The organism is Nocardiopsis aegyptia (genome assembly GCF_013410755.1).
In the GTDB taxonomy this organism is placed as follows: domain Bacteria; phylum Actinomycetota; class Actinomycetes; order Streptosporangiales; family Streptosporangiaceae; genus Nocardiopsis; species Nocardiopsis aegyptia.
Genome location: NZ_JACCFS010000001.1, coordinates 1,593,705 through 1,613,775 on the forward strand (window position 1 = coordinate 1,593,705; position 20,071 = coordinate 1,613,775).

Annotated in this window: 14 protein-coding genes; 7 read left to right on the forward strand and 7 right to left on the reverse strand. The window is 73.0% G+C overall.

What is annotated here, in order from left to right; all coding sequences use genetic code 11:
- Position 1 precedes the first annotated feature (1 nt).
- On the forward strand, positions 2–4,675 hold the full coding sequence (locus HNR10_RS07250) for an ATP-dependent helicase (protein WP_179821854.1): 4,674 nt from the start codon (positions 2–4) through the stop codon (positions 4,673–4,675).
- Between the two features lie 94 nt (positions 4,676–4,769).
- Positions 4,770–5,240: a GNAT family N-acetyltransferase gene (locus HNR10_RS07255; RefSeq protein ID WP_179821856.1), complete on the forward strand. Its 471-nt coding sequence runs from the start codon at positions 4,770–4,772 to the stop codon at positions 5,238–5,240.
- A 199-nt stretch (positions 5,241–5,439) separates the two neighbouring features.
- Here HNR10_RS07255 and HNR10_RS07260 read toward each other — a convergent pair whose 3' ends face one another.
- The gene (locus HNR10_RS07260) at positions 5,440–6,651 is read right to left on the reverse strand and encodes an ROK family transcriptional regulator (protein WP_179821858.1); all 1,212 of its coding nucleotides are present in this window, start codon (positions 6,649–6,651) and stop codon (positions 5,440–5,442) included.
- Positions 6,652–6,912: 261 nt separating this feature from the next.
- Here HNR10_RS07260 and HNR10_RS07265 point away from each other — a divergent pair, with 261 nt between their 5' ends.
- The 5 genes from HNR10_RS07265 to HNR10_RS07285 all read left to right on the forward strand — a co-directional run bounded on the left by HNR10_RS07265 (position 6,913) and on the right by HNR10_RS07285 (position 12,414).
- The gene (locus HNR10_RS07265) at positions 6,913–8,199 is read left to right on the forward strand and encodes an extracellular solute-binding protein (RefSeq protein WP_179821861.1); all 1,287 of its coding nucleotides are present in this window, start codon (positions 6,913–6,915) and stop codon (positions 8,197–8,199) included.
- A 94-nt stretch (positions 8,200–8,293) separates the two neighbouring features.
- Entirely contained in the window at positions 8,294–9,280 is a 987-nt protein-coding gene (locus HNR10_RS07270; RefSeq protein ID WP_179821863.1) for a carbohydrate ABC transporter permease, read from the forward strand.
- Positions 9,277–10,158: a carbohydrate ABC transporter permease gene (locus tag HNR10_RS07275; RefSeq protein WP_179821865.1), complete on the forward strand. Its 882-nt coding sequence runs from the start codon at positions 9,277–9,279 to the stop codon at positions 10,156–10,158. Before HNR10_RS07270 ends, HNR10_RS07275 begins: the two co-directional genes overlap by 4 nt.
- Before the next feature lie 159 nt (positions 10,159–10,317).
- Positions 10,318–11,796, forward strand: a complete 1,479-nt coding sequence (locus HNR10_RS07280; protein WP_179821867.1) for a glycoside hydrolase family 3 protein — start codon at positions 10,318–10,320, stop codon at positions 11,794–11,796.
- 153 nt (positions 11,797–11,949) lie between these two features.
- Positions 11,950–12,414 carry an RrF2 family transcriptional regulator gene (locus HNR10_RS07285; protein ID WP_121186727.1) on the forward strand — a complete coding sequence of 155 codons (465 nt, stop codon included), beginning with the start codon at positions 11,950–11,952 and terminating at the stop codon, positions 12,412–12,414.
- 300 nt (positions 12,415–12,714) lie between these two features.
- Here the strand turns inward: HNR10_RS07285 and HNR10_RS07290 are convergent, their stop codons facing one another.
- The 6 genes from HNR10_RS07290 to HNR10_RS07315 all read right to left on the reverse strand — a co-directional run bounded on the left by HNR10_RS07290 (position 12,715) and on the right by HNR10_RS07315 (position 19,954).
- Positions 12,715–13,071: a helix-turn-helix domain-containing protein gene (locus tag HNR10_RS07290; protein ID WP_121186729.1), complete on the reverse strand. Its 357-nt coding sequence runs from the start codon at positions 13,069–13,071 to the stop codon at positions 12,715–12,717.
- A gap of 158 nt (positions 13,072–13,229) precedes the next feature.
- Positions 13,230–13,763 (reverse strand): CinA family protein, encoded by a 534-nt coding sequence (locus HNR10_RS07295; protein ID WP_179821868.1) that lies wholly within the window; start codon positions 13,761–13,763, stop codon positions 13,230–13,232.
- On the reverse strand, positions 13,760–14,365 hold the full coding sequence (gene pgsA, locus HNR10_RS07300; protein WP_179821870.1) for a CDP-diacylglycerol--glycerol-3-phosphate 3-phosphatidyltransferase: 606 nt from the start codon (positions 14,363–14,365) through the stop codon (positions 13,760–13,762). The genes HNR10_RS07295 and pgsA overlap by 4 nt, the downstream gene beginning before the upstream one ends.
- Complete coding sequence (rimO, locus tag HNR10_RS07305; protein ID WP_179821872.1) at positions 14,362–15,810, reverse strand: 30S ribosomal protein S12 methylthiotransferase RimO; 1,449 nt, start codon at positions 15,808–15,810, stop codon at positions 14,362–14,364. Before rimO ends, pgsA begins: the two co-directional genes overlap by 4 nt.
- A 148-nt stretch (positions 15,811–15,958) precedes the next feature.
- A complete protein-coding gene (locus HNR10_RS07310; RefSeq protein ID WP_179821874.1) occupies positions 15,959–17,155 on the reverse strand; it encodes a helix-turn-helix domain-containing protein in 1,197 nt (398 codons plus the stop codon).
- A gap of 309 nt (positions 17,156–17,464) precedes the next feature.
- The gene (locus HNR10_RS07315) at positions 17,465–19,954 is read right to left on the reverse strand and encodes a DNA translocase FtsK (protein ID WP_179821876.1); all 2,490 of its coding nucleotides are present in this window, start codon (positions 19,952–19,954) and stop codon (positions 17,465–17,467) included.
- Between the last annotated feature and the right edge of the window lie 117 nt (positions 19,955–20,071).

Sequence of the window (20,071 nt, forward strand, 5' to 3'; positions counted from 1 at the left end):
CATGATCGGCGAACGCTTCGGCCCCGCGACCCGGACCTGGTTCGACCAGGCCTTCCCCGCGGGCCCCACACCCGCCCAGGCCCAGGCATGGGACGCGATCTCCCAGGGCCGCAACACCCTGGTGGTCGCGCCGACGGGGTCCGGAAAGACGCTCTCCGCGTTCCTGTGGTCTCTGGACCGGCTCACCCGGACTCCCGGGGACGGCCGCTGCCGTGTCGTCTACGTCTCCCCCCTCAAGGCCCTGGCCGTCGACATCGAGCGCAACCTGCGCGCCCCGCTGGCCGGGATCTCCGCGGCCGCGCGGGACCAGGGCCTCCCCCTGTCCCCGGTGACCGTCGGCGTGCGCACCGGCGACACCCCGGCCGCCGAGCGGCGGCGCCTGGCCACCCGCCCGCCGGACATCCTCATCACCACCCCCGAGTCCCTCTTCCTGGTCCTGACCTCCAGGGCACGCGAGAGCCTGGCCGGTGTGGAGACGGTGATCGTGGACGAGGTGCACGCCCTGGCGGGCACGAAGCGCGGCGCCCACCTCGCCCTGAGCCTGGAGCGGCTGGAGGACCTCCTGGACCGGCCGGCCCAGCGCATCGGCCTGTCCGCCACGGTCCGCCCGCCGGACCTGGTCGCGGAGTTCCTCGGCGGCGCCTCGGTGGTCGCCCCGCACGACACCCCGCACATGGACCTGAGCGTGGTCGTGCCCGTCCCCGACATGGAGGAGCCCGGTCCCGGCGGGTCCGGCCCCACCGCCTCCGGGACCGGCGGCACCGGTGACGGCGGGGCCGGGCCGCTCTCGCGGGGGTCGATCTGGCCGCACGTCGAACGGCGGGTGCTGGACCTGGTCGAGGCCCACCGCTCCACGATCGTGTTCACCAACGGCCGCCGCACGGCGGAGAAGCTCTGCGCGAGGCTCAACGACCTGCACGCCGAGCTCCACGGCGCCGGCCTGCCGCCGGAGGAGCACGCCGCCGACGTCATCGGACAGTCCGGGCAGAGCAGCGGCGGCGACCCCGTCATCGCCCGGGCCCACCACGGATCGGTCTCCAAGGCCGAGCGCGCGCTCATCGAGGACGACCTCAAGGCGGGCCGCCTGCGGTGCGTCGTCGCCACGTCCAGCCTGGAGCTGGGGGTGGACATGGGCGCCGTCGACATGGTCGTACAGGTGGCGGCCCCGCCCTCCGTCGCCAGCGGCCTCCAGCGCGTGGGGCGGGCCGGGCACCAGGTCGGGGAGACCTCGCGCGGGGTGTTCTTCCCCCAGTTCCGCGGGGACCTGCTGGCGGCGACCGTGGTCGTGGAGCGGATGCGCGAGGGGGCCATCGAACGCCTGGAGATGCCGCGCGACCCGCTCGACGTCCTGGCCCAGCAGATCGTGGCGATGGTCGCCATGGACGACTGGCCGGTGGCCGAGCTCGCGGCGCTCGTCCGCCGGGCCGCGCCCTTCGCCCGCCTGGCCGACTCCGTCCTGGAGTCGGTCCTGGACATGCTCTCGGGCCGCTACCCCTCCGACGAGTTCGCGGAACTGCGCCCCCGGGTGGTGTGGGACCGCGAGGCCGACGTCCTGCGCGCCCGGCCCGGCGCGCAGCGGCTCGCGGTGATCAGCGGCGGCACCATCCCCGACCGCGGCCTGTACTCGGTGCACCTGTCCGGACCTCCCGCCTCCGGGCGGGCGCCCACCCGGGTCGGCGAGCTCGACGAGGAGATGGTCTACGAGTCGCGGGTGGGCGACGTCTTCGTCCTCGGCTCGACCTCGTGGCGGATCGACGCGATCACCGCCGACCGCGTCCTGGTCTCCCCCGCCCCCGGCCGACCCGGCCGCATGCCGTTCTGGAAGGCGGACTCCATGGGCCGCCCGGCCGAGCTGGGCCGGGCCGTGGGCGCTCTGACCAGGGAACTGGCCGCCGCCGAACCCGACGACGGCGTCGAGCGCGCCCGCGCCGCCGGGCTGGACCCCTGGGCGGCCGACAACCTCGTGGCCTACGTGACCGAGCAGCGCGAGGCCACCGGGCAGGCGCCCGACGACCGCACGGTGGTGCTGGAGCACTTCCGCGACCAGGTCGGCGACTGGCGCGTGGTGCTGCACTCGCCGCTCGGCGCGCGGGTGCACGCCCCGTGGGCCCTGGCCCTGGGCGGCCGGCTGCGCGAGCGCTTCGGCGTCGACGCCCAGGTCGTGCACGGCGACGACGGCATCGTGGTCCGGCTGCCCGACATCGAGCACGACGCCGCCGTCCTCGCCCGGGAGCTCACCGACCTGGTCTCCCTCGATCCCGGCTCCGTGGAGGACCTGGTCACCCAGGAGCTGACGGGGTCCGCGCTGTTCGCCGCCCGGTTCCGCGAGTGCGCGGCCCGTGCCCTGCTCCTGCCGCGCCAGCGCCCGGACAAGCGGATGCCGCTGTGGCAGCAGCGGCTGCGCTCGGCGCACCTGTTGTCGGTCGCGGGCCGGTACGGGTCCTTCCCCATCGTCCTGGAGACCGTGCGCGAGTGCCTGCGCGACGTGTTCGACGTTCCCGCCCTGGTGGAGGTCCTCACCGACATCCGGGCCCGCCGGGTCCGCGTGGTCGAGGTGCGCACCGAGCGGGCCTCGCCGTTCGCGCAGTCCCTGCTGATGGAGTACACGGCGGCCTTCCTGTACGAGGGGGACGCCCCGGCCGCCGAGTCGCGCGCGCAGGCGCTCACGCTCGACTCCTCCCTGCTGGCCGACCTGCTGGGCGCGGTGGACCTGCGGGACCTGCTCGACCCGGAGGTGGTGGAGCACACCGACGCCCTCCTCCAGCGGATCGCCGCCCCGGTCCGGGACGCGGAGGCCGCCGCCGACCTCCTGCGCGAGGTCGGTCCGCTGACCACGGAGGAGGCGGCCGAGCGCGGCGTGCGCCCGGAATGGCTCGACGACCTGGCGGAGGCGGGCCGCGTCCTGCGCGGTCCGGTGGCGGGGGCCGAGCGCTGGTACGCGGTGGAGGACGCGGCCCGGCTGCGCGACGCGGTCGGCACGGTCCCGCCCCCGGGTGTGCCTGCGGCTCTGCTGGAGCCGGTGGTCGCGCCGCTGCGCGACCTGGTGTCGCGGTACGCGCGCACGCACGGCCCGTTCGAGGCGTCGGAGGCGGCCGAGCGGCTGGGCATGCCCGAGGACGTGGTCCTGGGGGTGCTGCGGGAACTGGCGGAGTCGGGCCGGGTGGTCCGCGGCGCGTTCCGCCCGAGGGAGATGAGCACTGCGCCGCAGGCGTCCGTTGAGGGTGGCCACTCCCCCGCGGAGCGGCATCCGGACGGTGGTGGGCGACGGGCGGGCACCGCGCCGCAGGCGTCCGTTGAGGGTGGCCACTCCCCCGCGAAGCGGCACACCGGCGGGACGGAGTGGTGCGACGCCGAGGTGCTGCGGCGGCTGCGGCGGGGCTCGATCGCCCGGCTGCGCCGCGAGGTCGAACCGGTGCCGCCGTCGGCACTGGCCCGGTTCGTCCCCCAGTGGCAGCACGCGGTCCCCGGTGGGCGGCTGCGCGGGCCGGACGCCGTCTTCGCGGCGGTGGAAGCGGTGCGGGGCGCGCCGATCGCCGCGTCGGACCTGGAAGCGAACGTGCTGCCTGCCCGCGTGGAGGGGTACGCGCCGGTGGCGCTGGACGCGCTGACCCAGGCGGGCGAGGTGATGTGGGCGGGGCTGGGGACACTTCCGGGGGACGACGGGTGGTTGACGCTGGTGCCCGCCGACGAGGCCGCCCTGCTGCTACCGGACCCCGTTCCCGTGGCCGCGGACGCCGAACCGGTCGCCGCCGCCGTCCTGGAGGCGCTGTCGGCGGGCGGCGGCCTGTTCTTCCGGGACCTGTCCGACCGCGTCTCGCGGGTGCTGGAGTCGGTGGTCTCCGACGCCGCGCTGGTGGAGGCGCTGTGGGACCTGCTGTGGGCCGGGCACGTGACCAACGACTCCCTGGCCCCGCTGCGGGCCCTGCTCGGCTCGGGGTCGGTGCGCCGGCGCTCGCCCGCGCGCGCCGGGCGCCGGGGGCGGCCGGTGATGCCGTCGCGGTCGGGGCCGCCCACGGCCGCGGGCCGGTGGTCGGCGCTTCCCGAGCGCGAGACCGACCCGACACGGCGCGCGCTCGCGCGTGCGCAGGCCAAGCTGGACGAGCAGGGCCTGGTGACCTACGGGTCGCAGGGCCGGGGGATCTCCCGGGAGGAGTACCAGGTGCTGCGGTCGATGGAGGAGTCGGGGCAGGTCCGCCGCGGCTACTTCGTGGAGGGGCTGGGCGGCGCCCAGTTCGCGCTGCCCGGCGCGGTGGACCGGTTGCGCGCGGTGTCCGGGAGCACTCCCGGGACGTCGGGTGACGAGGGGGACGGGTGCCTGGTGCTCGCCGCCACCGATCCGGCCCAGCCCTACGGGCAGACCCTGCCGTGGCCGGCGACCGGACGCGAGGGCGCGGGGCGCCCGGCCCGGGTCGGGCACGCGCTGGTGGTCCTCGACGACGGCGCGCCCACGCTGTACCTGCACCTGGGCGGGCGCTCAGCGGTGACCTTCGGGACGGACCCGGTGCTCCTGGACCGCGCCGCCCGGTCCATGGCGTCGACCGTGCGCGAGCGCGGTCTCGGTCCGGTGGCCGTCGAACGGGCCGACGGAGCCGAGGTGTTCGGGACCCCTCTGGACACAGCCCTGGTGTCCGCCGGGTTCCACGTCACGCCCCAGGGCCTGCGCCTGCGCGACTGACGGGTACGCAATCCGGTGGCGGGTTCGCCGCCCCCGGGCCACGATGGTCCCTGAAGCGACGACGGGAGAGGGCCTGGCGGTGGAGATCCGACCGATGCGGGCGAAGGACGAGCCGGACCTGGTCCGGGTGTCACTGGCGGCGGACACGGTGTTCGCCGACGCAGGAGTGGAGTTGCCCCCGGACGACCCCCGCCCCCTGCTGGCGCACGCCGACCGCGTCCTGGTCGCGACCGGGCCCGACGGTCGGCCGTGCGGCCTGGCGGCGACCGTCGTGGTCGACGGGCACCCCCACCTCGAACAGATCGCGGTCGACCCCGACCACGGACGCCGGGGCGTCGGTTCCGCCCTGCTGGCCGCCGTCTGCGCCGAGGCCGCGGCGGCGGGCCACGGGACGATCACGCTCACCACGTTCCGCGATCTGCCGTGGAACGGCCCCTGGTACACCGCCCGCGGCTTCGCTCCCCTGCCCCGCGAGCGATGGGGGCCGGAGCTGGCCCGCCTGTGGGAGGCGGAGGCCGATATCCGCGTCCTGCCCCGGATCGTGATGGCGAAGGAACCGGCCTGACCCCGACATCATGCTGACCGAGGGCGGTACGCGGCCGGTGCTCACCGACTTCGGGATCGCCGACCTGGCCGGCGGCGCCTGACCCCCGGTCCGGGCCCTGGCGCTCGGCGCGCACGAGAGCGAGGTGTCGACGCGCCTGGAGATCACGTCCTTCGAGCCCGTCGCCTGACGCCGCGTCCCCGTCCTGGCCCGGGCGCCTTCACACCGTGGACGAGAACACCTCCTCGCGCGCGCGTTCGAGCGCGTGCAGCAGTGCTCCCCTGACCACGGGACTGCCCTCGACCGTGCCGAGCGCGACCTCCGTGGCGTTGGGTCCGATCCGGGCGGTCGCCGCCTCCACGCGCTCGGCCAGCTTGGCGCCGCCCGCCCTGGCCACGTCGCCGCCGAGCACGACCAGCCCTGGGTCGATGACGACGCTGACGGCGGCCACTCCGCGCGCGAGGCGCTCGGCGAAGGCGTCGAGGAAGGCGTCCGCGTCGGGTGTCCCGGCCGCCGAGGCGGCGCTGACGACGTCCACCACGTCCTCACCGGTGATGCCGTGCTCGGCCGCCAGCCGGACCACCTGGTTGGCCTTGACCAGGGCCTGGAACCCGTGCGGCAGGTCCTCGGAGTGGTCCCTGAGCGACTCGTAGCCCCCGGACAGCCCGATGTCGCTGGGCATCGGCGCGCCCGGGACCGGCAGGTAGCCGATCTCGCCCGCGCCGCCCGAGCGGCCCCGGTGGATGCGGCCGTCGATCATCGTGGACATGCCGACGCCGCCCGCCGCGCTGAGCCAGATCAGGACGAACTCGGCCACCCCGGAGGCGGCGCCCTCGGCGTGCTCGGCCAGTGCGGCCAGGTTCACGTCGTTCTCGATCACCACCGACCGCTTGAGGTCGGCCCTCAGGGCCTCCAGCACCCCCTCGTGCCAGGACATGAGGTCGAAGGAGAAACGGATGTCGCCGGTGCGCGGATCGACCACGCCGGGTGTGCCTATGACGCAGGCGCGGACCCGGTCGAGGGGGACCCCCGCCTTCTCCGCCAGGCGCATCACGGCGGTGTGCACGAGGGCGACGGGATCGTCCGAGGCGCTGGGGTCGACGCTCACCTCGCTGATGACGCGGCCGGTGATGTCGGCGATCGTCGCCGTCACGCGGCTCGCGCTGACGTCCAGTGCCGCGACGTAAGCGCTTTCTGGCACCACCGCGTAGAGCGCGGCGTTGGGTCCGCGGCCGCCGGCCTTGCTGCCGACCACGCGGACCAGGTCGCGCTCCTCCAGCCGGGCCAGGAGCTGGGAGGCGGTCACCTTGGACAGTCCTGTTCTCGTTCCCAACTGCGTCCGGGTCAGCGGACCGGCGGACAGCAGCAGTTCCAGTGCCGCGCGGTCGTTGAGCTGGCGTAGCAGCCGGGGCGTACCCGGACGTTGAGACATAACCGTGACACCTCACCCTGTTTTTATTAGGAAAGTTTCCTGTTAATTTAGCTCACAACCTCACAGGAGGTCACGTCCCGGAAGGTCCGAGTCTCTGGCGGACACGGACCCCTCGGTACCCGCGCCGGCGGGGCGGTCAACGTGCGATCCCAGCACAGTTCCCACACAGTCGTCGAAGCGGTCGGATCACCTATGATCCCAGGCCGCGTCGAGCACAGGCGTCGAGCCCCAGCGCGCCGTGCGAAGGGAGACAGGTACACCATGAAGTTCACCAAGATCGCCGCGGCCTCGGCCGTGGTCATGCTCGCCGCCGCCTGTGGCGGCGGTTCCGACGAGGGAGACGGGGGCGGCTCCGCCGAAGCCCCCGAGACCCTCACCGTGTGGCGGATGGGTGACGCCACCGAGGACCAGAACGCCTTCATGGACTCGGTCACCGAGCAGTACCAGGAGCTCTACCCCGACACCGAGGTCGACGTTCAGTGGGTCCCCTGGGGCGAGTTCTCCCAACGGTTCCAGACCGCGATGGTCAGCGGCGGCCCCGACGTCGTCGAGATCGGCAACGACCAGGTTCCCACCTGGGCCGACGCCGGCGCGCTCTACGACGTCGCCGAACTGGCCGAGGGCTGGGAGGACCGCGAGGACATCCTGGAGGGCGCCTACGCCAACGGCACCTTCGGCGACGCCCAGTACAGCGTTCCCTGGTACAGCGGCGTCCGCGCCCTCTGGTACAACGCCGACTGGCTCCGCGAGCTCGGCCACGAGCCGCCGGAGACCTGGGACGACCTCCTGGAGGTCTCCGCCGACATCGAGGACGAGTACGGCGTCCCCGGTTTCGCCGCACCGACCGACTTCATCAACGGCATCGCCAGCTTCGTCTGGGCCAACGGCGGCGAGTTCGCCACCCTCGAGGGCGAGGAGTGGACCGGTCAGCTGGACTCCCCCGAGACCACCGAGGCCCTGCAGTTCTACGCGGACCTGACCGTCGACGGGGTGTCCCCGGAAGCCTGCGTCGGCCTGAACGAGGTCGACTGCGCGCACGCCGACTTCGTCAACCGCGACCTGGGGATGTTCATCGACGGCCCCTGGGCCCGCGCCCAGCTGGAGGACCTGAACGACGAGCACGCCGACCAGTGGGCCACCGCGCCGATCCCCGGCGTGGACGGCATGGCGCCCGCCTTCGGCGGCGGCTCCGACCTGGCCGTGTGGGGCACCTCGGAGCACCCCGAGGCCGCGTTCGACTACATCACCACGCTGAACAGCAAGGAGAACGCGCTTCCCTACAACGAGGTCTCCTCGATGTTCCCGACCTACGGCGACGTGCTGGAGAGCGAGACCTTCCAGAACGACCCCGTCCTGTCCGGCGCCGCCACCCAGGCCACCGGTGACCTGCGCCTGTTCCCGGACACCCCCAACTGGGGCCACGTCCAGTGGGAGCTGACCACGGTCCAGACCGCCGTGCAGCGCATGGCCGAGGGCGAGTCCGCCGACGACGTGCTCCCCGAGCTGAACGACGAGCTCACCGAGGCGCTCAACCGCCCCACCGAGTAGCAACGGAGCAGCCACGGCCGTGCGCTCCCGCGCACGGCCAGGGGCGGCCGTCGGTCCGACGGCCGCCCCGTCCAACCGCCAGGTGAGAACAGCCATGACACAAACGCTGGAACGCGCCACCACTCCTGACGATCCGCAGGGGCCGCGGCCGCGCATCCGCTCGAAGCTGGTACCGCGACGCCGAGCGCTCGCGCCCTACCTCCTCATCCTCCCGGCCCTCACGGCCCTCGCAGTGGTCCTGCTCTGGCCGATCGTGCAGATGGTGTGGATGTCGCTGCACGACTACGGACTGCGCCAGCTCCAGGGCCAGGAAGCGGAGTGGAACGGCTTCGCCCACTACACCGCGGTCCTGACCGACGCCCGCTTCTGGGAGATCTTCCGGAACACCATCGGCGTCTGCCTGGCCATGGTGGTCGTGACGATGGTCCTCGGGACCCTCGTGGGCATCCTGCTCAACAAGCTCCCCAACTGGGCCTCCACCATTCTGGGCCTCGGCCTGATGCTGGCCTGGGCCACACCGGTCATCAGCGCCGCGATCGTCTACCGGTGGCTCTTCGACACCCGGTACGGCCTGTTCAACACGATCATGTCGGGACTGCCGGACTGGCTCGTGGGATCGGGGTGGGAGGAGTTCAACTGGTTCAACTCCCCGAGCACGCTCTTCCCGATCCTCATCGTGACCGTCGTGTGGCAGTCGTTCCCCTTCGTGGCGATCAGCGTGCTGGCGGGACTCAAGAGCATCCCCGGCGAGCTGTACGAGGCCGCCCGCATGGACGGCGCCGGCGCCTGGAAGAGCTTCTGGAACGTCACCGCCCCCATGCTGCGGCCGCTGTTCGCGCTGCTGCTGATCCTGCAGGTGATCTGGGACTTCCGGATCTTCACGCAGCTGTTCATCCTCGCCGGCGGCGTCACCAACCGCGAGGTGGCCCTGCTGCCCGTCTACATCTACCAACTGGGGTTCGCCTCGACCCCGCCGAACTACGGCATGGGGTCGGCGATCGCCGTCATCATGACCGTCCTGGTCCTCGCGATCACCGCGTACTACCTGCGAGTGATGATCCGCCAGGGGGAGACCCGATGAACAACGTCCACCGACTGCGCAGGACGGCCGGCAGGGTCGGCCTGTTCGCCGCGGCCCTCGCCGTCCTCCTCTTCGCCGTGTTCCCGGTCTACTGGGTCCTGGCCACCGCCCTGCGGCCCACCGGGGAGATCTTCACCCGCGAGCCCACGCTGCTGCCGCGCACGATCACCTTCGAGCACTTCGAGCGCGTCCTGTCCGGGGTGCTCATCCCCGGCACGTCGTTCTGGTCCTTCCTCACCAACAGCCTCATCGTGACCCTGGGAGCGGTCGCCGTCGCGGCGCTGCTGTCCCTGCTCGCGGCGGTCGGCGTCGCGCGCTACCGGTTCCGGCTGCGCTCGGTCTTCATCGTCCTGCTGCTGGTCATCCAGATGGTGCCGGTCGAGGCGCTGATCATCTCGCTGTTCATCAACTTCTTCCACCTGGGCCGGACCCTGGACATGGAACTGGTGAACAACCTCGCCGGCGTGTTCGTGGTCTACGTCGCGGTGTCGCTGCCCATCACCATCCTGATGGTCCGCAACTTCGTCAACGCCGTGCCCAAGGACCTGGAGGAGGCCGCCGCCATCGACGGCGCCGGCAGCTGGACCATCTTCTGGCGCATCCTCATGCCGCTGGTCGCGCCCGGACTCGCCGCCGCGAGCATCTTCGCCTTCATCACCTGCTGGAACGAGTTCGTCGTCGCCTTCACGTTCCTGCAGAACAACACGGGCGCCTACACGCTGCCGATCTCGCTCCAGTACTACTTCGGCGCCGTGTCCATCGAGTGGGGATCCATCATGGCCGCCTCCACCCTGCTGACCGTGCCGGTGATGGTCTTCTTCCTGTTCGTCCAGCGCCGCATGGTCTCCGGTCTGACCATGGGCGCGGTCAAGGGCTGACCCCGCCCCGACCAGCCCCCTCCCCGCTCCTCACCCGCAGGTCGGCACCACCCCACCGTGCCGGCCCAGCCCACCCGTCGCCCACCACCACCCTCAACGGACGGCCTTCGGCCGCGGTCCTTTGTTGTGGACTCTCACGCTCACCGAACGGAGTTCGTCATGTCGAACGACCCGACCCTGGCGCGCCTGGCCAACGCCACGCTGCTGGTCCCCTTCGAGTCCCACCACGCCCCGCGCTGGCTGCTGGAGGGTCTGGCGGACGGCATCGCCGGTGTCTGTCTGTTCCACAACAACCTGGACGGCTCCGAGCAGGTGACCGCGTTGAACGCGCGGCTGGCCGAGGCCGCGGACACGCCGCTGGTGTCCCTGGACGAGGAGGGCGGCGACGTCACCAGGATCGGACAGGCGCAGGGCAGCGACTACCCGGGCAACGCCGCCCTGGGCGCCGTCGACGACACCGACCTGACCCGCCTGACCCACCGCTCGCTCGGCGGCCGGCTGGCGGCCCTGGGCTTCAACATGGACCTGGCGCCGTCCGTGGACGTCAACGTCGCGGACGACAACCCGGTCATCGGGACCCGCTCCTTCGGCGCCGACGCCGACCTGGTGGCCCGGCACGCGGCGGCGGCCGTACGCGGCCTGCAGGAGGCCGGGGTGGTGGCGTGCGCCAAGCACTTCCCCGGCCACGGCGCGACCTCACAGGACTCCCACCACGTGCTGCCCCGCGTGGAGGCCGACCTGGACCTGCTGCACCGGCGCGAGCTCGCCCCCTTCCGGGCGGCCGTCGAGGCCGGCGTCCGCACGATCCTGACCGCGCACATCGAGATGCCGGCCCTGGGCGGCGACGGCCCCGCCACGCTCACGCCGAGCATCCTCAACGGTCTGCTCCGCGACGAGCTGGGCTTCACCGGCGTCGTCATGAGCGACGCCATGGACATGCACGGCGTCAGCGGGCGCATCGGCATCCCCGAGGCCAGCGTGCGCGCGGTCGCCGCCGGCTGCGACCTGCTGTGCCTGGGCCGGTTCGTCTACGCCGACCAGATCGAACGCGTCCGCGCGGCCCTGATCGACGCGGTCCGCGAGGGCCGCCTGTCCGGTGAGCGCCTGGAGGAGGCCGCCGAGCGCACGAGCGCTCTGCGGTCGTGGATCCGCGGGACCGCCGACCGCAGGACCGCCGCGGCCGAGACCGACGGCATCGGCCTGGCCGGGGCGCGCCGCGCGGCCAGGGTGGACGGTGAGCTGCCCGCCCTCGCCGACCCGTTCGTCGTGGAGGTCGACGCGCCCGCCGGCATGGCCGTGGGCGAGGTCCCGTGGGGCCTGTCCGGCTGGTTCCCCGACGTGCGGCGGGTGTCCCCCGACGCCGCCGGCGCCGACCGGCTCGCCGCCGAGGCGGCCGGCCGCGACCTGGTCGTCGTGGTGCGCGACGCGCACCGCTACCCCGGGGCCCAGGAGCTCGTCAGCCGCCTGCTGGCGGCCCACCCCGCCGCCGTGGTCGTGGAGATGGGCCTGCCCATCTGGCGGCCCGACTGCGGCGCCTACGTGAGCACGTACGGAGCCGCGCACGTCAACGCGCGCAGCGCCGCCGAACTGCTGGGCGCCGGCGGTACCGTGGGCGCCGCGGCCCCGCCCCGGACCTGACCCCCCGCGGTGGCGGGGGACGGCCGCGCGGTGTCACCCATGTCCCCGAAAGCAGGTCGGAGAAGTATCCTTAGGGGGCAGCAACCCGGCCGGCGGCGTTCCCGCGGGCGGCCGGTGCCCCATTCGCCCTTCAAAACACGGCATAATCACAGCATGCGCCTTTCAGCCCGGGTCGACTACGCGCTACGCGCGGCAGCGGAACTCGCTGTCGCCGGCGAAGGGCCGGTGACGGCGGAGCAGCTCGCACGTGCTCAGTCCATCCCCGGAAAATTCCTGGAGAACATCCTCACCCAACTGCGCCGTGCCGGCCTGGTGCGCAGCCAGCGCGGCCCCGTGGGCGGCTACTGGCTGGCCCGTCCGGCCGCGGAGATCTCCCTCGCGGACATCATCCGCGCGGTCGACGGCCCCTTGGCCAACGTTCGCGGCGAACGACCCGAACACGTCGACTACGACGGCGCCGCACGCAGCCTGCAACAGGTGTGGATCGCGCTGCGCGCCAGCGAGCGCTCCATCCTGGAGGGCGTCAACCTCCAGCACCTGGTGACCAACGAGTTGCCCGAGTCCGTACGCGCGCTCGCCGAGGACCCCGAGGCCTGGGTGAACCACACCCACCGGTGAGGGCTCGGGCGCCCGGAAGACGGGGCCTTCGCTACGCCTTTTTGGGCCGCCGCCCGTGCCCACACCGTCGCCCGCCACCGCCCTCAACGGACGCCTTCGGCGCAGTCCCTCCTGCTCTGGCCCGGACCGACCCCCTGGGGTCGAGGCAAGCGCGCCCGTGCACGTCCAACCCCCTGGGGTTCCGGCGGGCGGGACCGCCCGCAGCCCTCGCACCGCGGACGTGAAGGAGCCGGCCACCCGGAGGGGTGGCCGGCTCCTTCACGTGGTCACGGCGAACTGACGTACGGACGTGGTGGGGCCTCAGACCCCGACCATGTCGGCGACCTGGGGAACGCGATCCGGTACCGGCTCGATGCCGAGGTCCTGCGCTGGAACGGGATCGGACGTGACCGCGTCACCGAGCAGCGCGGCCTCCTGGAGCTCGGCGAGGGCCAGCTGGTCGGAGACCTCTCTCAGCACCTGCGAGAGCGGGACCCCGAGGGCCCCGCAGATCGACGAGAGCAGTTCGGAAGAGGCTTCCTTCTGCCCGCGCTCGACCTCCGACAGATAGCCGAGGGACACACGTGCATCGGCCGACACCTCGCGGAGGGTGCGGCCCTGGCGCTGGCGCAGCCGCCTGAGCACGTCACCAAGTAGGTGACGAAGCAGGACCATCATTCGCGCTCCCTCCCACCGGTAGCGACCTTCATATACAACACCGTACCTGCCCCACGCCCGATTCGGGCACCTCTTGTCGTCCTGTTCGCTGGAGGGGGAACCGCGTCCCGGTGTGGTTTTGTTCCCGGGAAACGGGTAGAGGGCACCCCTCGGCGGAGTCAGAACCGGGTGTCGCCCACCGCGTTCCCGCGGACGGCCGAGTCCAGCAGCGCGAGTGCGCCCTCGACCGTGGCGTATCGGATACCCCCACGATCACCGGTGAAACGAAGGGCACGGACGGCGGAGTTCCCGGAGGGCCCGGCGACGGCCGCGTAGACGGTGCCCACGGGCTGTCCGTCCTGCGGTTCCGGTCCGGCGACGCCCGTCACGGCGATCGCGAAATCAGCGCCCAGGAGGCGGCGCGCGCCCGAGGCCATGGCCTCGGCCACGTCCGGGTGGACGGCGCCGTGGGCGGCCAGCAGGTCCTCCGGAACACCGAGGAGGTCGGCCTTGGTCTGCGTGGCGTAGGTCACCACGCCGCCGCGGTAGGTGGCCGAGGACCCGGGCACCGCGGTCAGGTGCGCGCCGATCAGGCCGCCGGTGAGCGACTCCGCTGTGGCGCAGGTCGCTCCGCGCGCCAGCAGGGACTCGTGGGCCGCCTGCGCCGCGGCCACCGCGGCGACCTTCAGCGTGAGGTCCTCGCCGCCGGTCACGACTCGGCCGGTCCCCGGGAGCGGGCCAGGCGGACGGCGTCGAACACGTACACGATGCCGGTCCACAGCGTGACCGCCAGCGCGGCCGCCATCACCAGGTGGGCGGCCCAGGTGAACACGACGGTGAAGGGCAGCAGGTGCAGCGGGAAGAGGTAGATGCTGATCGCGACGATCTGCAGGACCGTCTTGAGCTTGCCGCCCTGGCTCGCGGGCATGACGCCGTAGCGCAGCACCGCGAAGCGCAGGGCCGTGATGCCCCACTCACGGGCCAGGATGGCGATGGTCACCCACCACCACAGGTCGCCCTGCAGCGAGAGCACGACCAGCGCCGCACCCGTGAGCGCCTTGTCGGCGATGGGGTCGGCGATCTTGCCGAAGTCGGTGACCAGGTTGCGGCGACGCGCGATCTCGCCGTCGATGCGGTCGGTGATCGCGGCCAGCACGAAGACCCCGAACGCGGCGAAGCGCCACCAGGAGCCGTCCAGGAACATGAACCAGACGAAGAGCGGCACCATGACCAGGCGGCTCATCGTCAGGACGTTGGCGAGGTTCCACAGCGGGGCCTGGGGCGCGGGCGACGCCGCGGGTTCCTGGGTGCTCATCTGTCTCCGGCTTCCCCGTCCGCCTGGGCCTCGTCCTGTTCGGCGACCAGGTCGGCGCCGGCGGACTGGATGACGGTGGCGCGCACCAGGTCGCCGACGGCGAGGTTCTCACCGTAGAGGATGGTGCTGCCGTCCACCTCGGGCGCCTGGTGGCCGGAGCGGCCCTCGTAGGCGCCGTCCTCCAGCTCGGTCTCGACCAGGACGGTCACCTCGCTGCCGATCCGCTCCTCGGCGCGCTGGGCCATGAGCTCCTCGGAGAGCCGGTTGAGCCGGTCGACGCGCTCGGCGATGACCTCGGCGGGGAGCTTGCCCGGGTGGTCGAGGGCCTCGGTGTTGTCCTCGTCGGAGTAGCCGAAGACCCCGATCGCGTCCAGCCTGGCCTCGGAGAGGAAGGCGACCAGGTCCTCGAACTCGGCCTCGGTCTCACCGGGGAAGCCCACGATGAAGTTGGAGCGGGCGCCGGCCTCGGGGGCGCGCTCGCGCACCGTGCTCAGCAGCTCCAGGAAGCGCTCGCGGTCGCCGAAGCGGCGCATGCGGCGCAGCAGGGTGCCGCTGGCGTGCTGGAAGGACAGGTCGAAGTAGGGCACGACGCCGGGGGTGCCGGTGAGCACGTCCACGAGCCCGGGGCGCACCTCGGCGGGCTGGAGGTAGCTGACGCGCACGCGCTCCAGCCCCTCGACGGCGGCCAGGCGCGGCAGCAGCTTCTCCAGCGCGCGGACGTCGCCCAGGTCCTTGCCGTAGGACGTGGAGTTCTCGCTGACGAGGAACACCTCGCGCACGCCCTCCCCGGCCAGCCACTCGGCCTCGCGCAGGATCTCGTCGGGCTGCCGGGAGATGTAGGCGCCGCGGAAGGTCGGGATGGCACAGAAGGTGCAGCGGCGGTCGCAGCCGGAGGCGATCTTGAGGTTGGCGACCGGACCGCCGGTGAGGCGGCGGCGCGGGACCGCGGCGCGGTAGGGCAGTACGGTGCCCTCGGCGCCCTCGGTGTCGGCGAAGGCGGCGTGGCCCGGGACGTGCGCCTGGGAGGCGTCGCGGTCCGCGGGGCTGATGGGCAGCAGCGTGCGCCGGTCGCGCGGGTCGTGCGGCACCAGCCGGCGGCCGGCGACGACGTCGTCGAGCCGGTCGGTGATGGACGAGTAGTCGTCGAAGCCGATGACCTGCGCCTCGGGCAGGGCGTCGGCGAGTTCGGAACCGTAGCGCTCGGCCATGCACCCGGCGGCGACGACCTTGCCGCCGTTCTCGGCCGCCTCCAGGAGCGTCTCGATGGAGTCCTGTTTGGCGGCGTCGATGAATCCGCAGGTGTTGACGACGGTGACGTCGGCCTTGGCGTCGCCGTCGACGAGGTCCCAGCCGCCTTCGGCCAGGCGCCCGGCCAGCTCTTCGGAGTCGACCTCGTTACGCGCACACCCCAGTGTGACGAGTGAGACAGTACGGCGCGATGACATGGCTTCCAAGCGTGTGGGAGAGCTTCGAGTGGTGCGGCGCGCGGCGCGGTCCGGGCCGCGCTCGCGTCCGGCCGGGGGCCGCTGCCGCGACCCCCAACCCTACCGTGGATACTCCACCTGCCCGAACCCGGCCGGACGCGACCGCGTCTCACCCGGTGAAGCCGTCGGCGTCGACGGTGACCTCCCTGACCGCGCCGGACGAGCCCGCGGCGCCGAGGTCCCGCCCGTCGACGGACACCCTGAGCGCCCCCGCGTGGCCGACCCGCAGTGTGAGGGCGTCGTCGGCGACGTACTCCCGGCTCTGGCCCTCCAGCAGGAACCCGGTGAACACGTCCGCGCCCTCGGCGTCGGTGACCTTGAGCCAGGTCCGGTCCGAGGCGGCGACCCCGACCGTGAAGGGCGGCTCCAGCTCCGGCACGTCGGCCACCGTGGCCTCCGCGGGGCCGCCGCCGTCGCGCGCGGCGGCGCCGCCCTCCTCCACGGGGCCGACCACACTGCCGGACTCGACCGCCGAGCGCAGCGGGATCTCGCCCTCCCAGCCCTTCCAGGCCCGGACGCCGACGAAGACCGCGAGGACGAGGATGACGCCCACGACCGCCCACGGCCAGTGCCGGCGGACCGCGTCGGCCGGGCGTCGGCGCGAGCGGGCGGTGGTCCGGGCCGCCGGGCGCGGTCGCGGCTTCGCGGGCGCGGCGCCGTTGCGGTCGCCCGTCCCGCGCCGGTGGCCCGTCCCGTTTCCGTGGCCCGCCGTTGCCGCGCGCGCCTGGCCCTCCGCGCTGTGCCGTCCCACACGCGGGGCCGGCACGGCGCCACGCGGACTTTCGCCCTCCCGCTGCGCCTTTCCCTCCCGCTGCGCCTTCTTCTGCCGCTGCCCCTTCCTCGCCTTCGGAACCCGGCCCCGCACGGGCCGCTCCACGCGGCGTCGGCGCTCGAAGTGGCCCCAGCGCTCGGACACGTCGGCGGGATCCTCCCCTTCGTCGCCGACCCGCAGCGGCTCGGCCACGGCGTGGTCGCCGGATCCTCGCGCCGCCCGCGCCGCGGCGATCGCGCGGGCGGCCTCGGGGGCGGCCGCCGGGTGGCGCTGGATCGGGACGAAGGCGAGCTTGGCCTTGCCCGCGTGGTCGCGTTCGTACTCCGCCAGGAGCGGATCCGGGTCCAGGCCCAGGGCCCGGCAGATGCCCCGGATGTGTCCGCGCGCGTAGAAGTCCCCTCCGCAGGGGACGAAGTCCTCCGCCTCGATGCCCTTGAGGACCCGTTCCCGGATGCGTGTACGGGTGCTGAGGTCCGCGACCGTGTAGCCCGCCGCGATGCGTGCGGCGGCCAGAGTGTGACCGATCGTCGCCATGCGCACTCCCTCCACGACTGTCTGTGAGTGGCGGAGTCCACTCTGCCCTGCGCCCCGCGTCAGCGCAGGCCACCACGCCCCATGCGGCGTCCAAGATCGTGCCAAATCGGGCAGGGCCCACCCGCGTCCCCAGAGGGCGCACGGCGGACCGTCCCCTCGACGGCACCGCGCTGGGGGTTTGCGGAGGGCGCACAGCGTTCCGCAGGAGGAGACGTTGCCGCCGCGACGAAGGAGCAGGGCGAGGTGACGACGGAGAACCCTGTTCTCCGCGCCCGTGGCCCCGGCCGAGCCTGCGAGGCCGCAAGGGGCTCAGCCCCGGATGTCGGCGAGCACCCCGGGCAGCTCGTCGGGCGTGACGAGCACGTCGCGGGCCTTGGACCCCTCGCTGGGGCCGACGACGTCGCGGCTCTCCATGAGGTCCATCAGGCGGCCCGCCTTGGCGAAGCCCACGCGCAGCTTGCGCTGGAGCATCGACGTGGAGCCGAACTGGGTGGTGACCACCAGCTCGACGGCCTGGAGCAGCAGGTCGAGATCGTCGCCGATGTCCTCGTCGATCTCCTTCTTCTTGGTCTCGGGGACGGCGACGTCCTCGCGGTAGCTCGGCTCCGACTGCTTCTTGCAGTGGTCGACGATCCCCCGGATCTCCTTCTCCGACACCCAGGCGTTCTGCAGCCGGATGGGCTTGCCCGCGCCCATCGGCAGGAACAGCGCGTCGCCCTTGCCCACCAGCTTCTCCGCGCCGGGCTGGTCGAGGATGACGCGGCTGTCGGAGAGGCTGGAGGTGGCGAAGGCCAGCCGGGAGGGGACGTTGGCCTTGATCAGGCCGGTGACCACGTCGACGCTGGGCCGCTGCGTGGCCAGGACCAGGTGGATGCCGGCCGCGCGGGCGAGCTGGGTGATGCGCACGACCGCGTCCTCGACGTCGCGCGGGGCGACCATCATCAGGTCGGCGAGCTCGTCCACGATCACCAGCAGGTACGGGTAGGGCTCGTACACGCGCTCGCTGCCGGGCGGCGCGGTGAGCTCGCCCTTGCGCACGGCCGCGTTGAAGTCGTCCACGTGCCGGTACCCGGAGGCGGCCAGGTCGTCGTAGCGCCGGTCCATCTCCCCCACCACCCACTGCAGGGCCTCGGCGGCCCGCTTGGGGTTGGTGATGATGGGCGTGATCAGGTGCGGGATGCCCTCGTACATCGTCAGCTCGACCCGCTTGGGGTCGACCAGGATCATCCGCACCTCGTCGGGCGTGGACCGCATCATCAGCGAGGTGATCAGACCGTTGATGCAGGTGGACTTACCGGCACCGGTGGCGCCGGCCACCAGCACGTGCGGCATCTTGGCGAGGTTGGCCACGACGTTGGAGCCCTCGACGTCCTTGCCCAGCCCCACCAGCATCGGGTGGTCGTCGGAGGTGGCGGCCGGCGAGCGCAGCACGTCGCCCAGGCTGACGATGTCCTTGTCGGTGTTGGGGATCTCCACACCGATCGCGGACTTGCCCGGGATCGGGGACAGGATGCGCACGTCGGCGCTCTTGACCGCCAGGGAGATGTTCTTGGCCAGCGCGGTGACCTTCTCCACCTTGACCGCCGGACCCAGTTCGATCTCGTAGCGGGTGACGGTGGGACCGCGTGTGAACCCGGTGACGTCGGCGTCGAGCTTGAACTGGGTGAGCACCCCCGAGAGCGCCGCGACCATCTCGTCGTTGGCCTTGGTCCGCGGCTTGGCCGCGCTGCCCGGCTTGAGCATGCTCGCCACGGGCAGCTCGTAGTCGCCCTCCACCACGCGGGAGGGGATGGACAGCTGCTCCGTGGCCCCGGGCGCGGGGGTGGGGTCGGGCGCCGGGTCCTTGGCCTTGGCGCGGCCCTTCCCGCGCTTGGCCGGCGCGGAGGCCGCGGCGGCCTCCTCGTCGTCGGTGAGGGGCGGGGCGACCGGTTCGGGCTCGTCCGGCAGCACGGGGCTGTCGTAGGGGCGTTCGTGGTCGCCCGCCACCGACTCCTCGGCGCTCCTGGACGCCTTGCGGCGGGGCTTGGCGGGCTTCTTTTTCTTCTCCGCGTCCGCCCCCAGGATGCCGATCCCCGCGTCGGGGCCGGTGTCGCGCTCCAGGAGCGCCCCGAACAGGGTCTGGAGGCGTTCCGGGATGCGCCGGATGGGCGTGGCGGTGACCACGAGGATGCCGAAGAGCAGCACCAGCACCAGGAGCAGGCCGGTGAGCCAGGGGGTGATGACGGCGCTGAGCGGGCCCGAGGCGACGAAGCCGATGAGGCCGCCGGACTTCTGCAGCGCCTCCAACCCCTCCGAGGGCTGCGGGATGCCGTGGCCGATGTGGATGAGCCCGAGCAGGCCGAGCATGATCGAGCTGAAACCGATGAAGAGCCGGCCGGCGTCGCCCTCCCTGCCGCTGGCGGGGGTGCGCATCAGCTTGACCGCGACGGGCAGGAAGAGCAGCGGCAGGATCGGCGAGAAGGTACCGAAGGTGCCCGCGACGGCCAGGCGGGTGTAGGCCAGCAGGGGGCCCTCGCTCTGCCACCACACGGCTCCGGCGACGAGGATGCCCGCCGCGAGCAGGATGAGTCCCGCCCCGTCCCGGCGCAGGTCCGGATCGAGGTCGCGGGCGCTGCGGCCGACAGCGCGGGCGGCACCGCCGACGGTGTGCGCGACCAGTTTCCACAGCACCAGCAGGAACTGTCCGAACATGGCCACCGCGAAGGCGATCGGGCCGTCGGGCATGCGCTTCTTCGCCGCGGGTTTGCGCGACGCGGGCTTCTTGCGTCCGGAACCGCCGGAGGAGGCACGCGCGGGCATCGGGGGTCACCTCCACCGTACTGACGATCACTGGGCCCGGGCAGGACGGCCCGCCACGGCGAGCAGCCTACTCAGGTGTCCAGCCGTGCCGCGCGCATCCGCCCCGGCGTGTCGCGC